The following is a 15,613-nucleotide window of genomic DNA, read 5'->3' as shown; positions in this document are numbered from 1 at the left end:
CAGACAGGCCGCCGATGTCGCCCGGGCCGCGGGCCGCCTACCCTCGGCGGCATGACCGCTCAGCCGAACCCCGAGGCCGGCGCCGCAGTGAAGGCCGCCGACCGTGCCCATGTGTTCCACTCCTGGTCCGCGCAGGACCTCATCGACCCGCTCGCCGTCGCCGGGGCCCAGGGGTCGTACTTCTGGGACTACGACGGCCGGCGCTATCTCGACTTCGCCAGCGCGCTCGTCTACACGAACATCGGCTACCAGCACCCCGAGGTGGTCGCGGCGATCCAGGAGCAGGCCGGGCGGCTGGCGACGTTCGCCCCCGCCTTCGCCGTCGAGGCGCGTTCGGAGGCGGCACGGCTGATCGCCGAGCGGACCCCGGGCGACCTGGACAAGATCTTCTTCACCAACGGCGGCGCCGACGCCGTCGAGCACGCCGTCCGCATGGCCCGGCTGCACACCGGCCGCCCCAAGGTGCTCTCCGCGTACCGCTCCTACCACGGCGGCACCCAGCAGGCGGTGAACCTCACCGGTGACCCGCGCCGTTGGGCCTCCGACAGCGGGACCGCCGGTGTCGTGCACTTCTGGGCGCCCTTCCTCTACCGCTCCCGGTTCTACGCCGAGACCGAGGAGCAGGAGTGCGCGCGGGCGCTGGAGCACCTGGAGACGACGATCGCCTTCGAGGGGCCGTCGACGATCGCCGCGATCATCCTGGAGACCATCCCGGGGACCGCGGGCATCATGATGCCGCCGGCCGGCTACCTCGCGGGCGTGCGGGAGCTGTGCGACAAGTACGGCATCGTCTTCGTGCTGGACGAGGTGATGGCCGGGTTCGGCCGGACCGGCGAGTGGTTCGCGGCCGACCTGTACGACGTCGTCCCGGACCTGCTGACCTTCGCCAAGGGCGTGAACTCCGGCTACGTGCCGCTGGGCGGCGTCGCCATCTCCGGGGCGATCGCCGAGACCTTCGGCAAGCGGCCCTACCCGGGCGGGCTGACCTACTCCGGGCATCCGCTGGCCTGTGCGGCGGCCGTCGCGACGATCGGCGTGATGGCGGAGGAGGGCATCGTGGAGAACGCGGCCCGGCTCGGCTCGACCGTCCTCGAACCCGCCCTGCGCGACCTGGCCGCCCGCCACCCCAGCGTCGGCGACGTCCGCGGCACCGGCATGTTCTGGGCCCTGGAGCTGGTGCGCGACCGCGAGACCCGTGAGCCCCTGGTCCCGTACAACGCGGCCGGTGAGGCGAACGCCCCGATGGCCGCGTTCGCCGCCGCGGTGAAGGAGGGCGGGGTGTGGCCCTTCGTGAACATGAACCGCACTCACGTGGTCCCGCCGTGCACCGTCACCGAGGCCGAGCTGAAGGAGGGCCTGGCGGTGCTGGACTCCGCGCTGTCGGTGGCGGACGAGTACGTGGCGTAGTCGGCCCCCGGGCGCGGGCGGGAGGCCCGGCCGCCTCCCGCCCGCGCCCCGTCGCGCGCCCTCCGCTCCTCCCGCCCGGTCCCTGCCCGCGCCCTCCGCTCCTCCTGCCCTCTCCGTCTCCCCGCCCGCCTCCGGTCGAACAGGCATGCCGTACCCGAACGCGTAAGGTGTCGTGCCCGTAGTACACAGGTGTCCGCACGGCACACGGGTGTCCGCAGACACCCAGGTGCCCGCGCGGCACGTGAACGCGACGAGGGAGCGCCCCCGACCATGCCCGGCAGCAGCGGCCACGCCGCGGTGACCCGCAGCACCCTGCGGCAGCAGATCGCCGACGCGCTCCGCGACGAGGTGCTGGCCGGACGGCTCCAGCCGGGACGGGAGTTCACCGTCAAGGAGATCGCCGAGCAGTACGGGGTGTCCGCGACCCCGGTGCGGGAGGCCCTGGTCGACCTGTCCGCGCAGGGCCTGCTCGACGCCGACCACCACCGCGGCTTCCGGGTGCACGCGTTCACGCTCCCCGACTTCCGCGACATGATCGAGGCCCGCGGCCTGGTCCTCGACGGCATGTTCCACTCCCTGGTCCGCCACCACCCGGACCGGTACCGGCCGGACGACCCCCGGACGTCCGCCGCGCTGGCCGGTGTCCGGCGGCGCGGCGAGGAGGCCCGGCGGGCCGCCCTGGCCGGGGACCTGACCGTCCTCATCGGCTACGACCTGCGGTTCTGGCGCGAGCTCTCGTCGGTCTTCGGCAACCCGTACCTCACCGACTTCCTGCACCGGTTGCGCGTCCAGACGTGGGTGGGCATGGTGCAGCACCTGCGGCGACTGCCGGATCTGCGGGGCCGCCTGTGGGCCCGGCACACCGAACTGGTCGACGCCCTGTCGCAGCGTGACACCGACACGGCCCGCGCGATCATCGCCTCCTACAACGCCCATTCGCTCGCCCTGATCGAGCGCATGGCGGACGGGTGAGCGTTTGCCGCGGCCCCGGTCGCGTCGTCCGGGCACGCCTGGGTATAGGGGGTGCACGGGGAAACCCTCTCCTCGCACCGCGCCGTTACCCTTCGAGGACCGGGTGCTCGCGGTGACCGCCGCGAACACGGCCACCGTGACCGCCGCGACCGCGCGACCGCTGTGACCGCCCCGACAGCCCTGACCGTCGTCCTATCCGCGAGGAGCCCTCTTTGGCCTGTGATCTGTGGCTGGTACCGCTCGTCGACGTCCTGTGCCACACGCCCGACAATCCGTTCGCCGAGGAACTCGCGCAGTACAACAGGGTGCTCGCGGACGGCGGGCTGCCACCGGTGCCGGTGTACCAGTACATGCCGGGGTTGTCCGGCGAGGTCGCCCCGGTCGCGGGCTTCGACTACGACGCGCTGCACTTCCTGCGCCGCGCCCACCTGCTCCACCTGTCCGGTCTCCCCGTCACTCCGGTGGGGGAACTGGGCAGTGACTACGAGCAGTTGCTGGAGATGTTCGAGACGACGGCCCAGCAGTCCCACCTGGTCTGGCACTACGACCACGCGGGCGCGTACGTCCCCGTCGACTTCCCGCACCCCCTCTCCAGCGACGAACTCCTCGCGGGCGGCGGCCCGCTGGGCTCCTCGCACGCCCTGCTGCGGGAACTGGAGTCCGTGGCTCCCGTGCTGGGCATCGATCCGGCCAACCCTCCGGCGGCCCCCGAGCCCCCGCGCGGCCCGACGGAGCTGGAGGAACCGGCGGTCCCCGCTCCCTACGACCCGAGCCCCTTCGCCCGCGAACGCCACGTCTGGCTGGGCCTGCACGCGGCGGCGACCCGGAGCCTGGCGCAGGGATCGATGATCGTCTTCAGCTGAGGCGTACCGGCGGGCCGTCGAGGGCCGCGCGCGACGGCCCGGCCCGCCGCTACGCCCGGCCGCCGCCGTCCCGGGTGAGGGAGCGCTTCGGCGCGGTGCGCACGGTCGGGCGGGGTCCTCACGGACGGATTCGTCGGTGACGGTGTACTCAGGGACGGGGTCGTCAGGGGCGGGGTCCTCCGGGACGGGGCCCTCCGGGACGGGGTCGTCGCGGTGCCCGGCAGCCCGTTGCGAACCGGTACGGCGCGGGGGTGGGGCACGGCAGGCGACGGCCCTCCCTCACGCGGCGCCGGCGCGGCGGGCGGCGGGCGGCCCTCACGCGGCGTCGTCGGCGGCGTCCGGCTCGGGCTCCTCGGGGGCGACGAAGTCGACCTCGGCGGCCGACTGGAGCCGGATCTCGTACGGGCGGCGGTCGATGTAGACGCCGTAGCCGTCGAGGATGCGGTGGTGGTGGTCGATGATCGCCCCGACCGGCAGGTGGTCGGCCGGCGTCGAGTGCCCGTCGGACACGAGGGTCACGTCGTAGCCGAGCGTCACCGCCTTGCGGCAGGTGGAGTCGACGCACAGTTCGGTGGTGAGGCCGGCGACGACCAGGTGCCGGACCCCGCGCGAGCGCAGCAGCCCGTCCAGTTCGGTCTCGTGGAAGGCGTCGCACTCCGCCTTGCGCACCCGGAGGTCTTCGTCCCGCGCTCCGAGCCGGGGGTCGATGAGCCACTCCGCGGAGCCGACGTCACCGAGGTCGTCGTCCTGCACGTGGATCACCGGGATGCCGAGGGCCCGAGCGCGCTCGGCGAGCGGACGCAGCCGGCCCAGCAGTGCCTCGGCCTCGGGAACCGCGTCCTCCCCGGTCAGCAGGCCGACTTGGAGATCCATCAGGACGAGGGCCGTCGTCATGCGGCTGCTCTTTCTGCTCGGGAGTGGGGAGCGCGGCCGGGCGGCTGTCGCCCGCGTGGCGCTTCGGTGCCGAACACCGACCCCGGCAGGTAATCACACCGAGCCCTCTCCCGTGCATCCAATAAACGCCCTCCGCCCGACCGACCAACGGCCATCGACCGACGAACGGGACGGCCCGTGCGAGGTGGTCGCACCGGCCGTCCCGTCGTGTGCCCCGGCCCGCGGGGCGGGCTGACTCAGAGGAACGAGTTGATCTGGATCGTCTCGTCGCGGCCCGGTCCCACGCCGATGGCGGAGATCGGGGCGCCGGACATCTCCTCCAGCGCCTTCACGTAGCCCTGCGCGTTCTTCGGCAGGTCGGAGAAGGACTTCGCGCCGGTGATGTCCTCGGACCAGCCCGGCAGCATCTCGTAGACGGGCTTCGCGTGGTGGAAGTCGGTCTGCGAATAGGGGAGTTCCTCCACGCGCCGGCCGTCGATCTCGTAGGCGACGCAGACCGGGATCTGCTCCCAGCCGGTGAGGACGTCCAGCTTGGTCAGGAAGAAGTCGGTGAGGCCGTTGACGCGGGTGGCGTAGCGGGCGATGACCGCGTCGAACCAGCCGCAGCGGCGGTCCCGGCCGGTGGTCACACCGCGCTCGCCGCCGATGCGGCGCAGCGCCTCGCCGTCCTCGTCGAACAGTTCCGTCGGGAACGGTCCGGCGCCGACCCGGGTGGTGTACGCCTTGAGGATGCCGATGACCCGGCCGATCTTCGTCGGCCCCACGCCCGCGCCGGTGCAGGCGCCGCCCGCGGTCGGGTTGGAGGAGGTGACGAAGGGGTACGTGCCGTGGTCGATGTCGAGCAGGGTGCCCTGGCCGCCCTCGAAGAGGACCACCTTGTCCTGCTCCAGCGCCTCGTTCAGCACCAGGACGGTGTCGGCGACGTACGGCGCGAGCTTGTCCGCGTAGCCCAGCAGCTCCTCGACCACCTGGTCGACGGCGATCGCCCGCCGGTTGTAGAGCTTGGTGAGCATCTGGTTCTTGACGTCGAGGGCCGCCTCGACCTTCTGCGTCAGGATCGACTCGTCGTACAGGTCCTGGACGCGGATGCCGACCCGGTTGATCTTGTCGGCGTAGGTGGGGCCGATGCCGCGGCCGGTGGTCCCGATCTTGCGCTTGCCGAGGAAGCGCTCGGTGACCTTGTCGACCGTCACGTTGTACGGCGTGATGATGTGGGCGTTGCCGCTGAGCAGCAGCTTCGAGGTGTCGACGCCACGGTCGTTCAGCCCGCTCAGCTCGGAGAGCAGGACCGAGGGGTCGACGACGACGCCGTTGCCGATCACCGGCGTGCAGCCGGGGGAGAGGATTCCGGACGGCAGGAGGTGCAGGGCGTACTTCTGATCGCCCACCACCACCGTGTGGCCGGCGTTGTTGCCGCCCTGGTAGCGGACCACATAGTCGACGGAGCCACCGAGCAGGTCCGTCGCCTTCCCCTTGCCTTCGTCACCCCACTGAGCACCGAGCAGCACAAGTGCGGGCACGCGCGTACACCCCTTCCGGGCGGGGCATGTCCAGGGTCAGGGGCGTACGCGGAGGTTCTCCGCCGCGTGCACCGCGACCATCGTTGGCCGCCGACCGTCGGACCGGGTGCCCCGGAATAGACGAAGCCCCTGGCGCAATAGCGCAAAGGGGCTCTTGCACAAAGATGCTACCCGAGGAAGCGAGGCATGGCCGAGGTGGCGACTTCCGCGACGTCCGATCAGCTCCTGGTGGTCATCGATCCGGTCGCGCGGCGAACGGACGGCGAATCCGTCCGGATCGCGAAAGACGTGCTCAGCGGCGGTGCGGTGAGCACGAAGGTGTGCCTGCCGGACGGCCCGGAGGAGTTCGCCCGGGCGCTGGCCCGGCGCGGCTCCCGGCGCCCGGTGGTGATCGGCGACGACCGGGCCCTGATACGGGCGGTGAGCGTGCTGCACCGCCGCCGGGAGCTGGCCGGATGTGTGCTGTCCCTGGTGCCGGTGGGCGGCTCGCTGTCCCTCGCCCGGTCGCTGGGCGTGCCGACCGGGGCGGTGGACGCGGCGCGGGCCGTCCTGGAGGGGGCGGAGCGGCGCCGGGACCTGCTGGTCGACGACAGCGACGGCGTGGTCCTCGGCAGCCTGCGCATCCCGCCGGCCGGGGCGTCGGCGCGGGAGGCGGCCGGCACCGGCCACCCCTGGCTGCGGACCTGCCACTCCCTGGTCCGGACCCTGGTCCCCACCCTGCCGACGCGCGCCGTCGCCGTCCCCGAGACGCGGCACGCACGGCTGCGGGTGGAGGTCGACGGGGAGACCCTGGTGGACCTGCACCAGCCGGTGGAGGCCGTGTCGATCTCCCCCACCGCCCCGGGCAGGGCCCGCGTGGAGGTGCGCCCGCTGTCCGTGGGCGCGGAGGCGTCCCCGCTGCTCGCCGAGGGCCGCACGGTGACCGTCTCGGGCGCCCACTTCCGTTACCGCGCGGACGCGGTGGTGTCGGGCCCGGTCCGCACGCGGACGTGGGAGGTGCGGGAGGGGGCGTGGGGGCTGACGGTGCCGGCGGTCCCGTAGGTGCCGTGGGTGCCGTGGGTGCCGTAGGCCCCGTATGTGCCGTCGGCGCTGCCGGGCACCGTGGTCCTGGTCGTCCTGACGGTCATGGCGGCGGGGTACGTCGTCCTGGCGGCGCTGGTCGCCGGAAGGCGTGGTGCCTCCTCCGCAGGCAGACACCGGTTCGACGAGCCCCTGACGTCCAGCGCCCGCAACCGCCGGTGATCACCCGGACGGGGGATCACCGCACCTCGACGGCCAGCCCCTCCAGCCCCCTGATCACGAAGTTCGGCTTCCGCAGCGGCTCCGCCGCGAGGCGGAGTCCGGGGGCCTTCTCCAGCAGGGCCGTCATCGACGCGGCGAGTTCGATGCGGGCCAGCGGGGCGCCGATGCAGTAGTGGATGCCGGCGCTGAAGGAGATGTGGGGGTTGTCGGCGCGGGTCAGGTCCAGGCGGTCCGGGTCGGTGAAGACGGCCGGGTCGTGGTTGGCGGAGCCGAACAGCATGGCGATCTCGGCGCCCCGGGGGATCACCTGCCCGTCGATCTCGATCTCGTCCAGCACCCAGCGTTCGAACAGCTGGAGCGGGGTGTCGTAGCGCATCAGCTCCTCGACTGCCCGCGGCACCAGGGAGTGGTCCGCGCGCAGGGCGGCGAGCTGGCCGGGGTTGCGGAACAGCGCCCACCAGCCGTTGACCGTGGAGTTCACGGTGGCCTCGTGGCCGGCGTTCAACAGCAGGACGCAGGTGGAGATCATCTCCTGCTCGGTGAGGCGGTCGTCCTCGTCGTGGGCCGCGATCAGCCCCGAGACCAGGTCGTCGCCGGGGTTCTTGCGGCGCTCGGCGATCAGCTCCCGCAGGTACTCCGAGAACTCCACCGACGCCCGCACCGCCTTGTCGGCCGCCTCCCCGGACGGGTTCAGCTCGTACATCCCGCAGATGTCCGCCGACCAGGGGCGCAGCGGTGCCCGGTCGGCCTCGGGGATGCCCAGCATCTCGGCGATCACGGCGACGGGCAGCGGCTCGGCCACGTCCCGCAGCAGGTCGCCGCCGCCCGCGTCGACGAGCGAAGTGACCAGGTCCGCCGCGAGACCCTCCACGTACGGCTTCAGGCGCTCCACCGTGCGCGGGGTGAACGCCTTCGACACCAGCCGCCGGATGCGGGTGTGGTCCGGCGGCTCCAGGTCGAGCATGCCGTGGTCGTTGAGCGTGTGGAAGGGCTCCTGCTCGGGCGGGGGCGGGATCCGGCCGAACTCCTCGTGGGTGAAGCGGTGCAGGTAGGTCCGGCCCAGGCGGCGGTCGCGCAGCAGCGCCGACACGTCCGCGTGGTGCGGGACGAGCCACTGGTTCGTCGGCTCGAACCAGTGCACCCGGCCGCGTTCCCGCAGCTCGGCGTAGGCGGGGTACGGGTCGGCGACGAAGGCCGGGTCCCACGGATCGAACACGAGGTCGGGCTGAGCCATCATGCCCGGACCTTAGAACGCCCACCTGCCGTGTGCCAGTGCCCGGCTCCTGCGGACCCCGGTCGCGGCGGTGTGCCGGTGCCCGGCCGCTGCGGACTCCGGTCGCGGCCGTTCGCCGGTGCTCGGCCGCTGCGGGTAGCGGTAGTGGCCCGACGGTCGTGAGCGGAGGAGGGCTCGGTGTGAGGGGCGCGCTCGGATGAGGGGGGTGCGGGCAAGGGAGGGCGATGTGCTCACGTGCGCGGACGGGACGTGTCGTTCGCGGTCAGGGGTGATGCTTCAGGTGCTCGATGAAAAGGGTGAAGGAGGGGGCCGGGATGGAGAGGGTGCCTCGGGCCGGGGCCTTGGAGTCGCGTATGGCTATGCGCGTGGTGAGAGCGGCGATCTCGACGCAGGTGTTGCCTTCGCCGCCGCCGGAGTAGGTGGACTTTCGCCAGTTCATCAAAGCTCCTTCGTCATGCGGTGAACGAGGTCCCGTGACTCGGAGGGGGCCAGCGCCGACTTCTTCACCGTGCAGAAGAGTGTTCGGAGCCGATTCAAGTGATCTGCCGCGTCGATGAACAGAGTGCCGGTGGGTGAGTCGAGGAGTGCCGTGTCCAACTTGGGCACCGGTCCGCCCACGTACAGCATGGATGCGTCGGCACCAGCGAAGCCGTCCCTGTCGACCGGGACGATGCGCACGGTGGCATGGCCGGCTTCGATCTCGTCCAGGATGAGCCGGAGTTGGGACACGGCCGTCTGTCGGTCGGCGACCCGTATACGCAGGGCGAACTCGTGGATCACTGTCTCGTACGGGGTCGGACTGTCACCCTCGATCGCCTCGCGGCGCCTCATCCTGAGTTCCACGCGCGGTTCCAGTTCGCCCTCGGACAGATCAGGCCGCATGTACCTGAAGACCGCACGGGCGTAGTCCGGAGTCTGGAGTAGCCCCGGGACGTGAGTGATCACGACCTCCCGCAGAAAGGTCGCGTGATGCTCCGCCTCCGCGACGTCCATGTTCACCTGCGGCAGGATCCCTCGGTATTCGTCCCACCAGCCATGTGACCGCTCACTGGCCATGGATGCCAGAGCGTCGATGAACGCCTCGTCCTCACAGCCGTAATGGGCTGCCAGCCGACGAACGCGCTCGGCGCTGACGCCCGAGATGCCTAACTCCACTTGACTCATCTGCGCCGAGGTCGAGTTGAGGAACGCAGCCACCTCACGCGCCCTCATACCGGTAGCCTCGCGCAGCTTGCGCAACTCGGCACCCAGCCGCACCTGTCGAGCGGTGGGATTGCTTCTCGGCGCCATACGTACTCCGTCCCGACACCCTGCGTGCGTGCCACGTTCGAGTGCTGAATTATGGCAACAGGTTGCAGCGGGAGAAATTACTCCTCTACCGTCGGTGACGCGACGCACACACTGCGAAACCCCGGGGCACCGGAAGCGCACCGCTTCGTCCTGCAATGACGGCTGCGGCAATGACACCGCCCGGAGGTCGCGACGTCCGCCGTGTCGCCCAACACCTCACCGAACGGAGTGGCCGCATGCCCGAGGACGAGTCCTGGGAGTACTCCCTGTACATCCCGCACGACCCGCGCGCCGTCACCGTCAGCCGCCGTACCCTCCGGCTCATTCTCACGATGCACGGGCTGATCCGCCTGGTCGACGTCGCCGAACTGCTGGCGACGGAACTGATCACCAACGCGGTGCGGCACGCCGGAGGACCCGCCGCGCTGCGGGTGCGGTGGGCGGCCGGCGTACTGCGGATCGGCGCGTGGGACGCCGACCCCGGGCCACCGCTGCCGCCCCCCGCGTCGGACGGCTGCCCCACCGACGAGGACGGCCGGGGACTCACCCTGGTCAGGGCCTGCTCCGACCTGTGGGGCTGGCACCCGCTGTCCTCGTTCGGCAACCGGGGCAAGTACGTCTGGTGCGAGCTGTCCGGTCAGCCCGGGGTCACCAGCCGGGCCTCGTAGGCGAAGACGGCCGCCTGGGTGCGATCCCTGAGGCCCAGCTTCACCAGGATGCGGCTGACGTGGGTCTTGATCGTCGACTCGGCCACCACCAGCCGGCCGGCGATCTCCGCGTTCGACAGGCCCTGCGCGATCAGCACCAGCACCTCCGTCTCCCGCTCGGTGAGGTCCCCGTACGCCGCGTGCGCGGCCGGCATCAGGCGGGGGGCCTCGGACAGCTTGGAGAACTCGGTGATCAACCGCCGGGTCACCGTCGGGGCGAGCAGGGCCTCGCCGGACGCGACCACTCGTACCCCGTCGGCCAGTTGGCGGGCCGAGGCGTCCTTGAGCAGGAAGCCGGAGGCGCCCGCCCGCAGGGCCTGGTACACGTACTCGTCGAGGTCGAAGGTGGTGAGCACCAGCACCTTCGCGGTGCCGTCGGCGGCGACGATCTCCCGGGTCGCCTCGATGCCGTTGAGTTCCGGCATGCGGATGTCCATCAGGACGACGTCGGGACGCAGCTCCCGCACCCGCTCCACCGCCTGCCGCCCGTTGACGGCCTCGCCGACGACCTCGATGTCGGGCATCGCGTTCAGCAGGACCGAGAAGCCCTCGCGCACCATCATCTGGTCGTCCGCGATCAGCACGCGGATGGTCATGCCGTTTCCCCGCTCGTCTCGTGGGCCACGGCGACCGGCAGGAACACCGCCACCTCGTAGCCGCCGTCGTCGGTCGGCCCGGCCGTCATCTCGCCGTTCAGCATGGAGACCCGCTCCCGCATGCCGGTGATGCCGTGGCCGGTGCCGGGCGAGGGCTTGATCAGGTTGGGGGAAGGCGCGGGGCCGTTGACCACGCGGACGCCGAGCCCGCCGAGGACGTAGCCGATCTCCACGCGGGCGCTCGCCCCGGGCGCGTGCCGCAGGCTGTTGCTCAGCGCCTCCTGCACGATGCGGTACGCCGACAGCTCCACGCCCTGCGGCAGCTCCCGCACCGCGCCGGTCACCACCTTCTCCACCTCCAGGCCGGCGTCGCGGACATTGGCGAGCAGGGCGTCCAGGTCGGCCAGCGTGGGCTGCGGGGCGTCCGGGGCCTCGTAGTCCTCAGCCCGCACCACACCGAGGACCCGGCGCAGCTCGGTGAGGGCGGCCACCGCGTTCTCCCGGATGGTGGCGAAGGCGCGCTCCAGCTCCGGCGGCGGGTTCTCCACCCGGTACGGCGCGGCCTCGGCCTGGATGGCGACCACCGACATGTGGTGGGCGACCACGTCGTGCAACTCGCGGGCGATGGTGGTGCGCTCCTCCAGCAGCGTGCGCCGGGACCGCTCCTGCGCGGTGACCGTCTGCTGCGCGGTCACCTCCTGCTGCGCCGCGTGGCGGACGTGCCACAGGGACACCACGAGCAGGGCGAACGCGGAGGTCACCATCATGGGCCCGCTGTTCGTGTAGTAGTAGGCGCCGCCGATGACCACGTCCGAGAGGAACGCGTAGCAGGCGGTCAGCACCCACATCCAGGCCGCCGTCCGCGGCCGGGTCCGCAGCGCCACGACCACCAGCACCGTCAGGTGGCTGATGAACGCACCGGGAATCCACGGCCAGTCGACCCCGCCGCCGTTGAGGATCGCCACCACCGGCGTCACCGCCAGCGACAGCCAGAACGCCCCGACCGGCCGGACCAGCGTGGCGAGCACCGGCAGCGCGCACAGCAGACCGCTCAGCAGCGCCGGGACGTCACCGCCGGGCATGCTGCCCGACACCGCCCCGACGAACAGGGAGAACAGCGCGATGCCGCCGACCACCGCGTGCGGGAGGTTCCGCGCGGACGTCCGCAGCCGGCCGGGCAGCCGGCGGACGAACGGGCCGTCGGTGCGCCGGGGCGGCAGCGGACGGTAGGCGAAGGGGTCGTGGAACAGGTCCTGGCGCAGGCCCCGCAGGACGTTCTGGGCCAGCCGGTACTCCGGGCTGCGGGATTCCGCCCCGTCCCCGGCACGGCGCGGGCCGCTCGGGGGCTGCGTGTGGGTCGTCTCGGTCACGCTCACACGGTAGGCCGACCGGGTGACCGCGGTCGTCCCCGTGGAGAGGGGTTCCGCGAGGTCCGTCTCAGGTACTACCCGGAGGCCAGGGAGGCCGCCGGCACCGCGCCCCGCCGGCCCCGCTCAGTACCCGGTGGGGCGGACCAGTCCGGACTCGTAGGCGAAGATCGCCGCCTGGGTGCGGTCCCGCAGGCCCAGCTTCACCAGGATCCGGCCGACGTGCGTCTTCACGGTCTGCTCGGCCACCACGAGCCGTACGGCTATCTCCGCGTTGGACAGGCCCTGCGCGATCAGCACCAGCACCTCCGTCTCCCGGTCGGTCAGCTCGGCGACCCGCTGTGCGGGCGGGGTGCGGGGCCGGGGGTCCAGCCGGGAGAACTCCGCGATCAGCCGCCGGGTGATGCCCGGCGCGAGCAGGGCGTCCCCGGCCGCGACGACCCGGACCGCCTCGGCGAGCTGCTCGGCGGAGGCGTCCTTCAGCAGGAAGCCGGACGCCCCGGCGCGCAGCGCCTCGTACACGTACTCGTCGAGGTCGAAGGTGGTCAGGACGAGGACCCTGATCCTCGGGGTGGCCGCGGTGATGCGGGCGGTGGCCTCGATGCCGTCGAGTTCGGGCATGCGGATGTCCATGAGGACGACGTCCGGGGCGAGGCCGGCGGTCTGCCGGACCGCGTCCAGCCCGTCGACCGCCTGCCCCACCACCTCGATGTCGGGCTGCGTGTCGAGCAGCACGGTGAAGCCCTGCCGGACCATCTGCTGGTCGTCGGCGACGAGTACACGGATCATGCGGTGCCGTTCAGGAGAGGGAGGGGCGAGGCGTGCTCCGCGGGCGCGGGGAGGTAGGCGTCGACCCGGTAGCCGCCTCCCGACCAGGGGCCGGCCGTCAGCCCGCCGCCCAGCATGACGGCCCGTTCCCGCATGCCGAGCAGCCCGTGCCCGGCCCCGGCCGACGGCGGCGCCTCCCGGGACGGGCTGGTGTTGACGACCTCCACCCGCAGCCCGCCCGGGTCGTAGGCCAGGACGACGCGCGCGGTCGCTCCGGGCGCGTGCCGCAGGACGTTGCTCAGCGCCTCCTGCACGATCCGGTACGCCGACAGCTCCACGCCGGGCGGCAGCGGGCGCCGCCCGCCGCTCACCTCGGTGGTGACGGCGAGCCCGGCGGCGCGGGTGTTCTCCACCAGCGCCTCCAACCGGTCCAGGGTGGGCTGCGGGGCGTACCGGGAGGTCTCCGGGCCGTCCGGCCCGTCGCCGGGAACGGGGTGCTCGGAGCGCAGCACGTCGAGGACGCGGCGCAGTTCGGTGAGGGCGTCGACCGCGTTCTGCCGGATGCCGGCGAGGTTCTCCCTCAGTTCGCCGGGCGGGTCCTCGACGAGGTGCGGGGCGACCTGCGCCTGGATGGAGATCACCGACATGTGGTGGGCCACCACGTCGTGCAGTTCCCGCGCGATGCGGCTGCGCTCCTCCAGGAGAGTGCGGCGGGCGCGTTCCTCGGCGGTGAGCGTGGTCTGTTCCACGAGTTCGGCGCGGGCCTCGCGGCGCCCGCGCAGGGCGCTGCCGAGCACGACCGCGACAGCGGACAGCAGCACGGCGGCCTGACCTGTCGGCGAGTGGTACCAGGCGCCCCACACGCCCTGGAGGACGTAGGTGAGCAGCGCGGTCAGGGCCAGCGCCGCGGCGGAGACCCGGGTCGGCACCCGCAGGGCGAGTAGCAGCAGCACGAGCAGGTGGGCGGCGATGCCCCACGGGTTCCAGGGCCAGGGGAAGCCGAGGATCTGGTACCCCATCAGCAGGGGGCGCAGCAGGACGGCTCCGGTCAGCGTCGCGGTGAGCGACAGCCACAGCGCCGGCACCGGGCGATGCAGCGCGAGGACGACCGCCCCGCACTGTCCGGCCGCGACCAGCAGGGAAGTGGCCGTGCCCAGCTTCCCGTCCCCCTGGAGCTGGTTGACATCGCCGAGGAGGAGGGCGACCGCCACCAGGCACACCAGCCCGTGCGGCACCCAGCGCAGCCCCACCGACGGGGGCATCGGGTCGGCCCGCAGCGTCAGCAGGTCGTGCCGCAGCATCAGCAGCAACCGCAGTCCGCGTCGTCCCCCCGTGCCCGTCACGTGCTTCAGCCTGGACATGGCGTACTCCTTTCGAGGTCGGTCGGCGGGCCGTCCGGTGCCGGAGGAGTACGGCCGTCACGGAGGGGTCGATGAGCGCGGCGAGCAGGCCACTCCCCCGCGCGGCGCGCCCCCTCCCACACCCGCCCCGGCCCGGGCCACGCTCCCCGCCGCGTCGCCCTTCCGCCTCCGTACGGCGCCCGGACATCGGGCCCGCCGGGCAAGGAAGTTACGCGGTCACAGGGGTGATCCGCGTCCCGCCGTGGGACTCACCCGCGGGTAGCTCCCAGGTATGAGGGGTACGACGGGCGACCGGCCCGACGGCGGGCGCAGTGGCCCGGAACTCGGCCCGTCACCAGGCCAGTTGGGCGATCTCCTCCGCCACCACCGCGCAGGCGTCCGCCGACGGGTCGATCAGGGGGAAGTGGCCGACGTCCTCCAGCAGGGTCAGGCCGACCACCTCGCCGGCCTTGGCCGCGGCGTCCGCGTACGCCTCGGCGACCGCCTGCGGGACGTCCAGGTCGGTGCGGCCCTGGACGATGGTGGTGGCGATCCCGGTGGGAAGCAGCTCCGCGGGGTCGGCGTACGGCCGACGTGCGGCGAAGTGCTCGTCGTCGCCGAGGAGTTGACGCACGGCTCCGTCGCAGACGGCCAGCTTGTCGGCGACCTCGAAGTCGGCGACGGGGGCGAGGGCGACCACCCCGCGCAGCGGGGCCGGCCGGTCGGTGCGCCACGGAGCGTCGGCGGGCAGCAGGTGCCGGGCGGCGGCCCACAGGGCCAGGTGGCCGCCCGCGGAGTGCCCGGTGACGACCGTGCGGCGGGGGTCGGCCCGCGGCAGGTGCCGCCGGGCCAGCGCTGGCAGGGCGTCAAGGGCGGCGGCCACGTCGTCGAACGTCTCCGGCCAGCGGCCCGCACGGGGCCGCCCGGCGGCGTCCCGGCCGGACCCACGCCGGTACTCGACGCTCGCCACGGCGAACCCGCGCCGGGCGAGGAAGGCGGCGAACGGGCTGACGTGCCGCCGGTCGTAGGGGTCCCGCCAGGCCCCGCCGTGCAGGACCACGACGAGCGGGACGGGGCCTTCCGGGCCGTCCGCCGCGCGGGGGGCGTAGAAGTCGACCACCTGGTCGGGGTCGTCGCCGTAGGCGGCGCTCGTGTCCGGGTCGACGGGCGCGTGGGACAGGGCCGCCTCCTCCTCGGCGGTGGCCCGGGCGGCTGCGGCGGCGTCCGTCATGCTCGACCTCTCAGCGGTGACACGTGGATGGCGGACCGGGGAAGAGGTCCGGCTGTTTGGCCGGGACGGTATCAGGACGAGGACCCGCGTGGACATGGGGATATCACGCACGGTGAACCCCTGCGGGTCCGCACCTCCCGGCCCACTCCCCACCGGGGCGCGGGGCGGGCCGGGCGACGCTT

The 15,613-nt window shown here is 72.8% G+C and carries 16 protein-coding genes; 6 read left to right on the top strand and 10 right to left on the bottom strand.

Annotation, left to right across the window (positions count from 1 at the left end; translation table 11 throughout):
• Positions 1–51 precede the first annotated feature (51 nt).
• The 3 genes from AB0F01_RS22070 to AB0F01_RS22060 all read left to right on the top strand — a co-directional run bounded on the left by AB0F01_RS22070 (position 52) and on the right by AB0F01_RS22060 (position 3,242).
• Positions 52–1,407 carry an aspartate aminotransferase family protein gene (locus tag AB0F01_RS22070; protein WP_362098334.1) on the top strand — a complete coding sequence of 452 codons (1,356 nt, stop codon included), beginning with the start codon at positions 52–54 and terminating at the stop codon, positions 1,405–1,407.
• Positions 1,408–1,677: 270 nt separating this feature from the next.
• The gene (locus tag AB0F01_RS22065; protein WP_362098332.1) at positions 1,678–2,379 is read left to right on the top strand and encodes a GntR family transcriptional regulator; all 702 of its coding nucleotides are present in this window, start codon (positions 1,678–1,680) and stop codon (positions 2,377–2,379) included.
• Between the two features lie 212 nt (positions 2,380–2,591).
• Positions 2,592–3,242 carry a hypothetical protein gene (locus AB0F01_RS22060; RefSeq protein WP_362098329.1) on the top strand — a complete coding sequence of 217 codons (651 nt, stop codon included), beginning with the start codon at positions 2,592–2,594 and terminating at the stop codon, positions 3,240–3,242.
• A gap of 315 nt (positions 3,243–3,557) precedes the next feature.
• Here AB0F01_RS22060 and AB0F01_RS22055 read toward each other — a convergent pair whose 3' ends face one another.
• Positions 3,558–4,136 carry an isochorismatase family protein gene (locus AB0F01_RS22055; protein ID WP_362098327.1) on the bottom strand — a complete coding sequence of 193 codons (579 nt, stop codon included), beginning with the start codon at positions 4,134–4,136 and terminating at the stop codon, positions 3,558–3,560.
• A gap of 236 nt (positions 4,137–4,372) precedes the next feature.
• Positions 4,373–5,656 (bottom strand): adenylosuccinate synthase, encoded by a 1,284-nt coding sequence (locus AB0F01_RS22050; RefSeq protein ID WP_362098325.1) that lies wholly within the window; start codon positions 5,654–5,656, stop codon positions 4,373–4,375.
• A gap of 186 nt (positions 5,657–5,842) precedes the next feature.
• On the opposite strand from AB0F01_RS22050, the gene AB0F01_RS22045 reads away from it, so the two are divergent.
• Both AB0F01_RS22045 and AB0F01_RS22040 read left to right on the top strand, forming a co-directional pair.
• Positions 5,843–6,697: a diacylglycerol kinase gene (locus AB0F01_RS22045; RefSeq protein WP_362098322.1), complete on the top strand. Its 855-nt coding sequence runs from the start codon at positions 5,843–5,845 to the stop codon at positions 6,695–6,697.
• A gap of 36 nt (positions 6,698–6,733) precedes the next feature.
• Positions 6,734–6,898, top strand: a complete 165-nt coding sequence (locus AB0F01_RS22040; protein WP_362098319.1) for a hypothetical protein — start codon at positions 6,734–6,736, stop codon at positions 6,896–6,898.
• A gap of 16 nt (positions 6,899–6,914) precedes the next feature.
• Here the strand turns inward: AB0F01_RS22040 and AB0F01_RS22035 are convergent, their stop codons facing one another.
• The 3 genes from AB0F01_RS22035 to AB0F01_RS22025 all read right to left on the bottom strand — a co-directional run bounded on the left by AB0F01_RS22035 (position 6,915) and on the right by AB0F01_RS22025 (position 9,422).
• Entirely contained in the window at positions 6,915–8,135 is a 1,221-nt protein-coding gene (locus AB0F01_RS22035) for a cytochrome P450 (protein WP_362098316.1), read from the bottom strand.
• Between the two features lie 259 nt (positions 8,136–8,394).
• Entirely contained in the window at positions 8,395–8,571 is a 177-nt protein-coding gene (locus tag AB0F01_RS22030; protein WP_362098313.1) for a DUF397 domain-containing protein, read from the bottom strand.
• On the bottom strand, positions 8,571–9,422 hold the full coding sequence (locus AB0F01_RS22025; RefSeq protein WP_362098310.1) for a helix-turn-helix transcriptional regulator: 852 nt from the start codon (positions 9,420–9,422) through the stop codon (positions 8,571–8,573). Before AB0F01_RS22025 ends, AB0F01_RS22030 begins: the two co-directional genes overlap by 1 nt.
• Positions 9,423–9,658: 236 nt before the next feature.
• On the opposite strand from AB0F01_RS22025, the gene AB0F01_RS22020 reads away from it, so the two are divergent.
• Positions 9,659–10,090 carry an ATP-binding protein gene (locus AB0F01_RS22020; RefSeq protein ID WP_362098307.1) on the top strand — a complete coding sequence of 144 codons (432 nt, stop codon included), beginning with the start codon at positions 9,659–9,661 and terminating at the stop codon, positions 10,088–10,090.
• Here AB0F01_RS22020 and AB0F01_RS22015 read toward each other — a convergent pair.
• The 5 genes from AB0F01_RS22015 to AB0F01_RS21995 form a co-directional block, all read right to left on the bottom strand.
• Positions 10,060–10,725, bottom strand: a complete 666-nt coding sequence (locus AB0F01_RS22015) for a response regulator transcription factor (RefSeq protein ID WP_362098305.1) — start codon at positions 10,723–10,725, stop codon at positions 10,060–10,062. The two genes, AB0F01_RS22020 and AB0F01_RS22015, sit on opposite strands and share 31 nt — an antisense overlap.
• Complete coding sequence (locus AB0F01_RS22010; RefSeq protein ID WP_362098302.1) at positions 10,722–12,095, bottom strand: histidine kinase; 1,374 nt, start codon at positions 12,093–12,095, stop codon at positions 10,722–10,724. Before AB0F01_RS22010 ends, AB0F01_RS22015 begins: the two co-directional genes overlap by 4 nt.
• A 123-nt stretch (positions 12,096–12,218) precedes the next feature.
• On the bottom strand, positions 12,219–12,881 hold the full coding sequence (locus AB0F01_RS22005) for a response regulator transcription factor (protein ID WP_362098299.1): 663 nt from the start codon (positions 12,879–12,881) through the stop codon (positions 12,219–12,221).
• A complete protein-coding gene (locus tag AB0F01_RS22000) occupies positions 12,878–14,221 on the bottom strand; it encodes a sensor histidine kinase (protein WP_362098296.1) in 1,344 nt (447 codons plus the stop codon). Before AB0F01_RS22000 ends, AB0F01_RS22005 begins: the two co-directional genes overlap by 4 nt.
• 331 nt (positions 14,222–14,552) lie before the next feature.
• Positions 14,553–15,431, bottom strand: coding sequence for an alpha/beta hydrolase (locus AB0F01_RS21995; protein WP_362098293.1), 879 nt, complete (start codon positions 15,429–15,431; stop codon positions 14,553–14,555).
• Positions 15,432–15,613: the final 182 nt, after the last annotated feature.

It is taken from the genome of Streptomyces sp. NPDC029526 (assembly GCF_040637405.1).
Lineage (GTDB): Bacteria > Actinomycetota > Actinomycetes > Streptomycetales > Streptomycetaceae > Streptomyces.
Note: the sequence above shows the minus strand (reverse complement) of the source record. Positions and strands in the feature narration are given on the sequence as shown.

What these genes read in the sequence shown, in the direction of transcription:
- AB0F01_RS22070 (WP_362098334.1), top strand. Translation starts at nt 52, where the DNA reads ATGACCGCTCAGCCGAACCCCGAGGCCGGCGCCGCAGTGAAGGCCGCC.
- AB0F01_RS22005 (WP_362098299.1), bottom strand. Translation starts at nt 12,881, where the DNA reads ATGATCCGTGTACTCGTCGCCGACGACCAGCAGATGGTCCGGCAGGGC.
- AB0F01_RS21995 (WP_362098293.1), bottom strand. Translation starts at nt 15,431, where the DNA reads ATGACGGACGCCGCCGCAGCCGCCCGGGCCACCGCCGAGGAGGAGGCG.
- AB0F01_RS22055 (WP_362098327.1), bottom strand. Translation starts at nt 4,136, where the DNA reads ATGACGACGGCCCTCGTCCTGATGGATCTCCAAGTCGGCCTGCTGACC.
- AB0F01_RS22015 (WP_362098305.1), bottom strand. Translation starts at nt 10,725, where the DNA reads ATGACCATCCGCGTGCTGATCGCGGACGACCAGATGATGGTGCGCGAG.
- AB0F01_RS22000 (WP_362098296.1), bottom strand. Translation starts at nt 14,221, where the DNA reads ATGTCCAGGCTGAAGCACGTGACGGGCACGGGGGGACGACGCGGACTG.
- AB0F01_RS22065 (WP_362098332.1), top strand. Translation starts at nt 1,678, where the DNA reads ATGCCCGGCAGCAGCGGCCACGCCGCGGTGACCCGCAGCACCCTGCGG.
- AB0F01_RS22030 (WP_362098313.1), bottom strand. Translation starts at nt 8,571, where the DNA reads ATGAACTGGCGAAAGTCCACCTACTCCGGCGGCGGCGAAGGCAACACC.
- AB0F01_RS22020 (WP_362098307.1), top strand. Translation starts at nt 9,659, where the DNA reads ATGCCCGAGGACGAGTCCTGGGAGTACTCCCTGTACATCCCGCACGAC.
- AB0F01_RS22045 (WP_362098322.1), top strand. Translation starts at nt 5,843, where the DNA reads ATGGCCGAGGTGGCGACTTCCGCGACGTCCGATCAGCTCCTGGTGGTC.
- AB0F01_RS22035 (WP_362098316.1), bottom strand. Translation starts at nt 8,135, where the DNA reads ATGATGGCTCAGCCCGACCTCGTGTTCGATCCGTGGGACCCGGCCTTC.
- AB0F01_RS22025 (WP_362098310.1), bottom strand. Translation starts at nt 9,422, where the DNA reads ATGGCGCCGAGAAGCAATCCCACCGCTCGACAGGTGCGGCTGGGTGCC.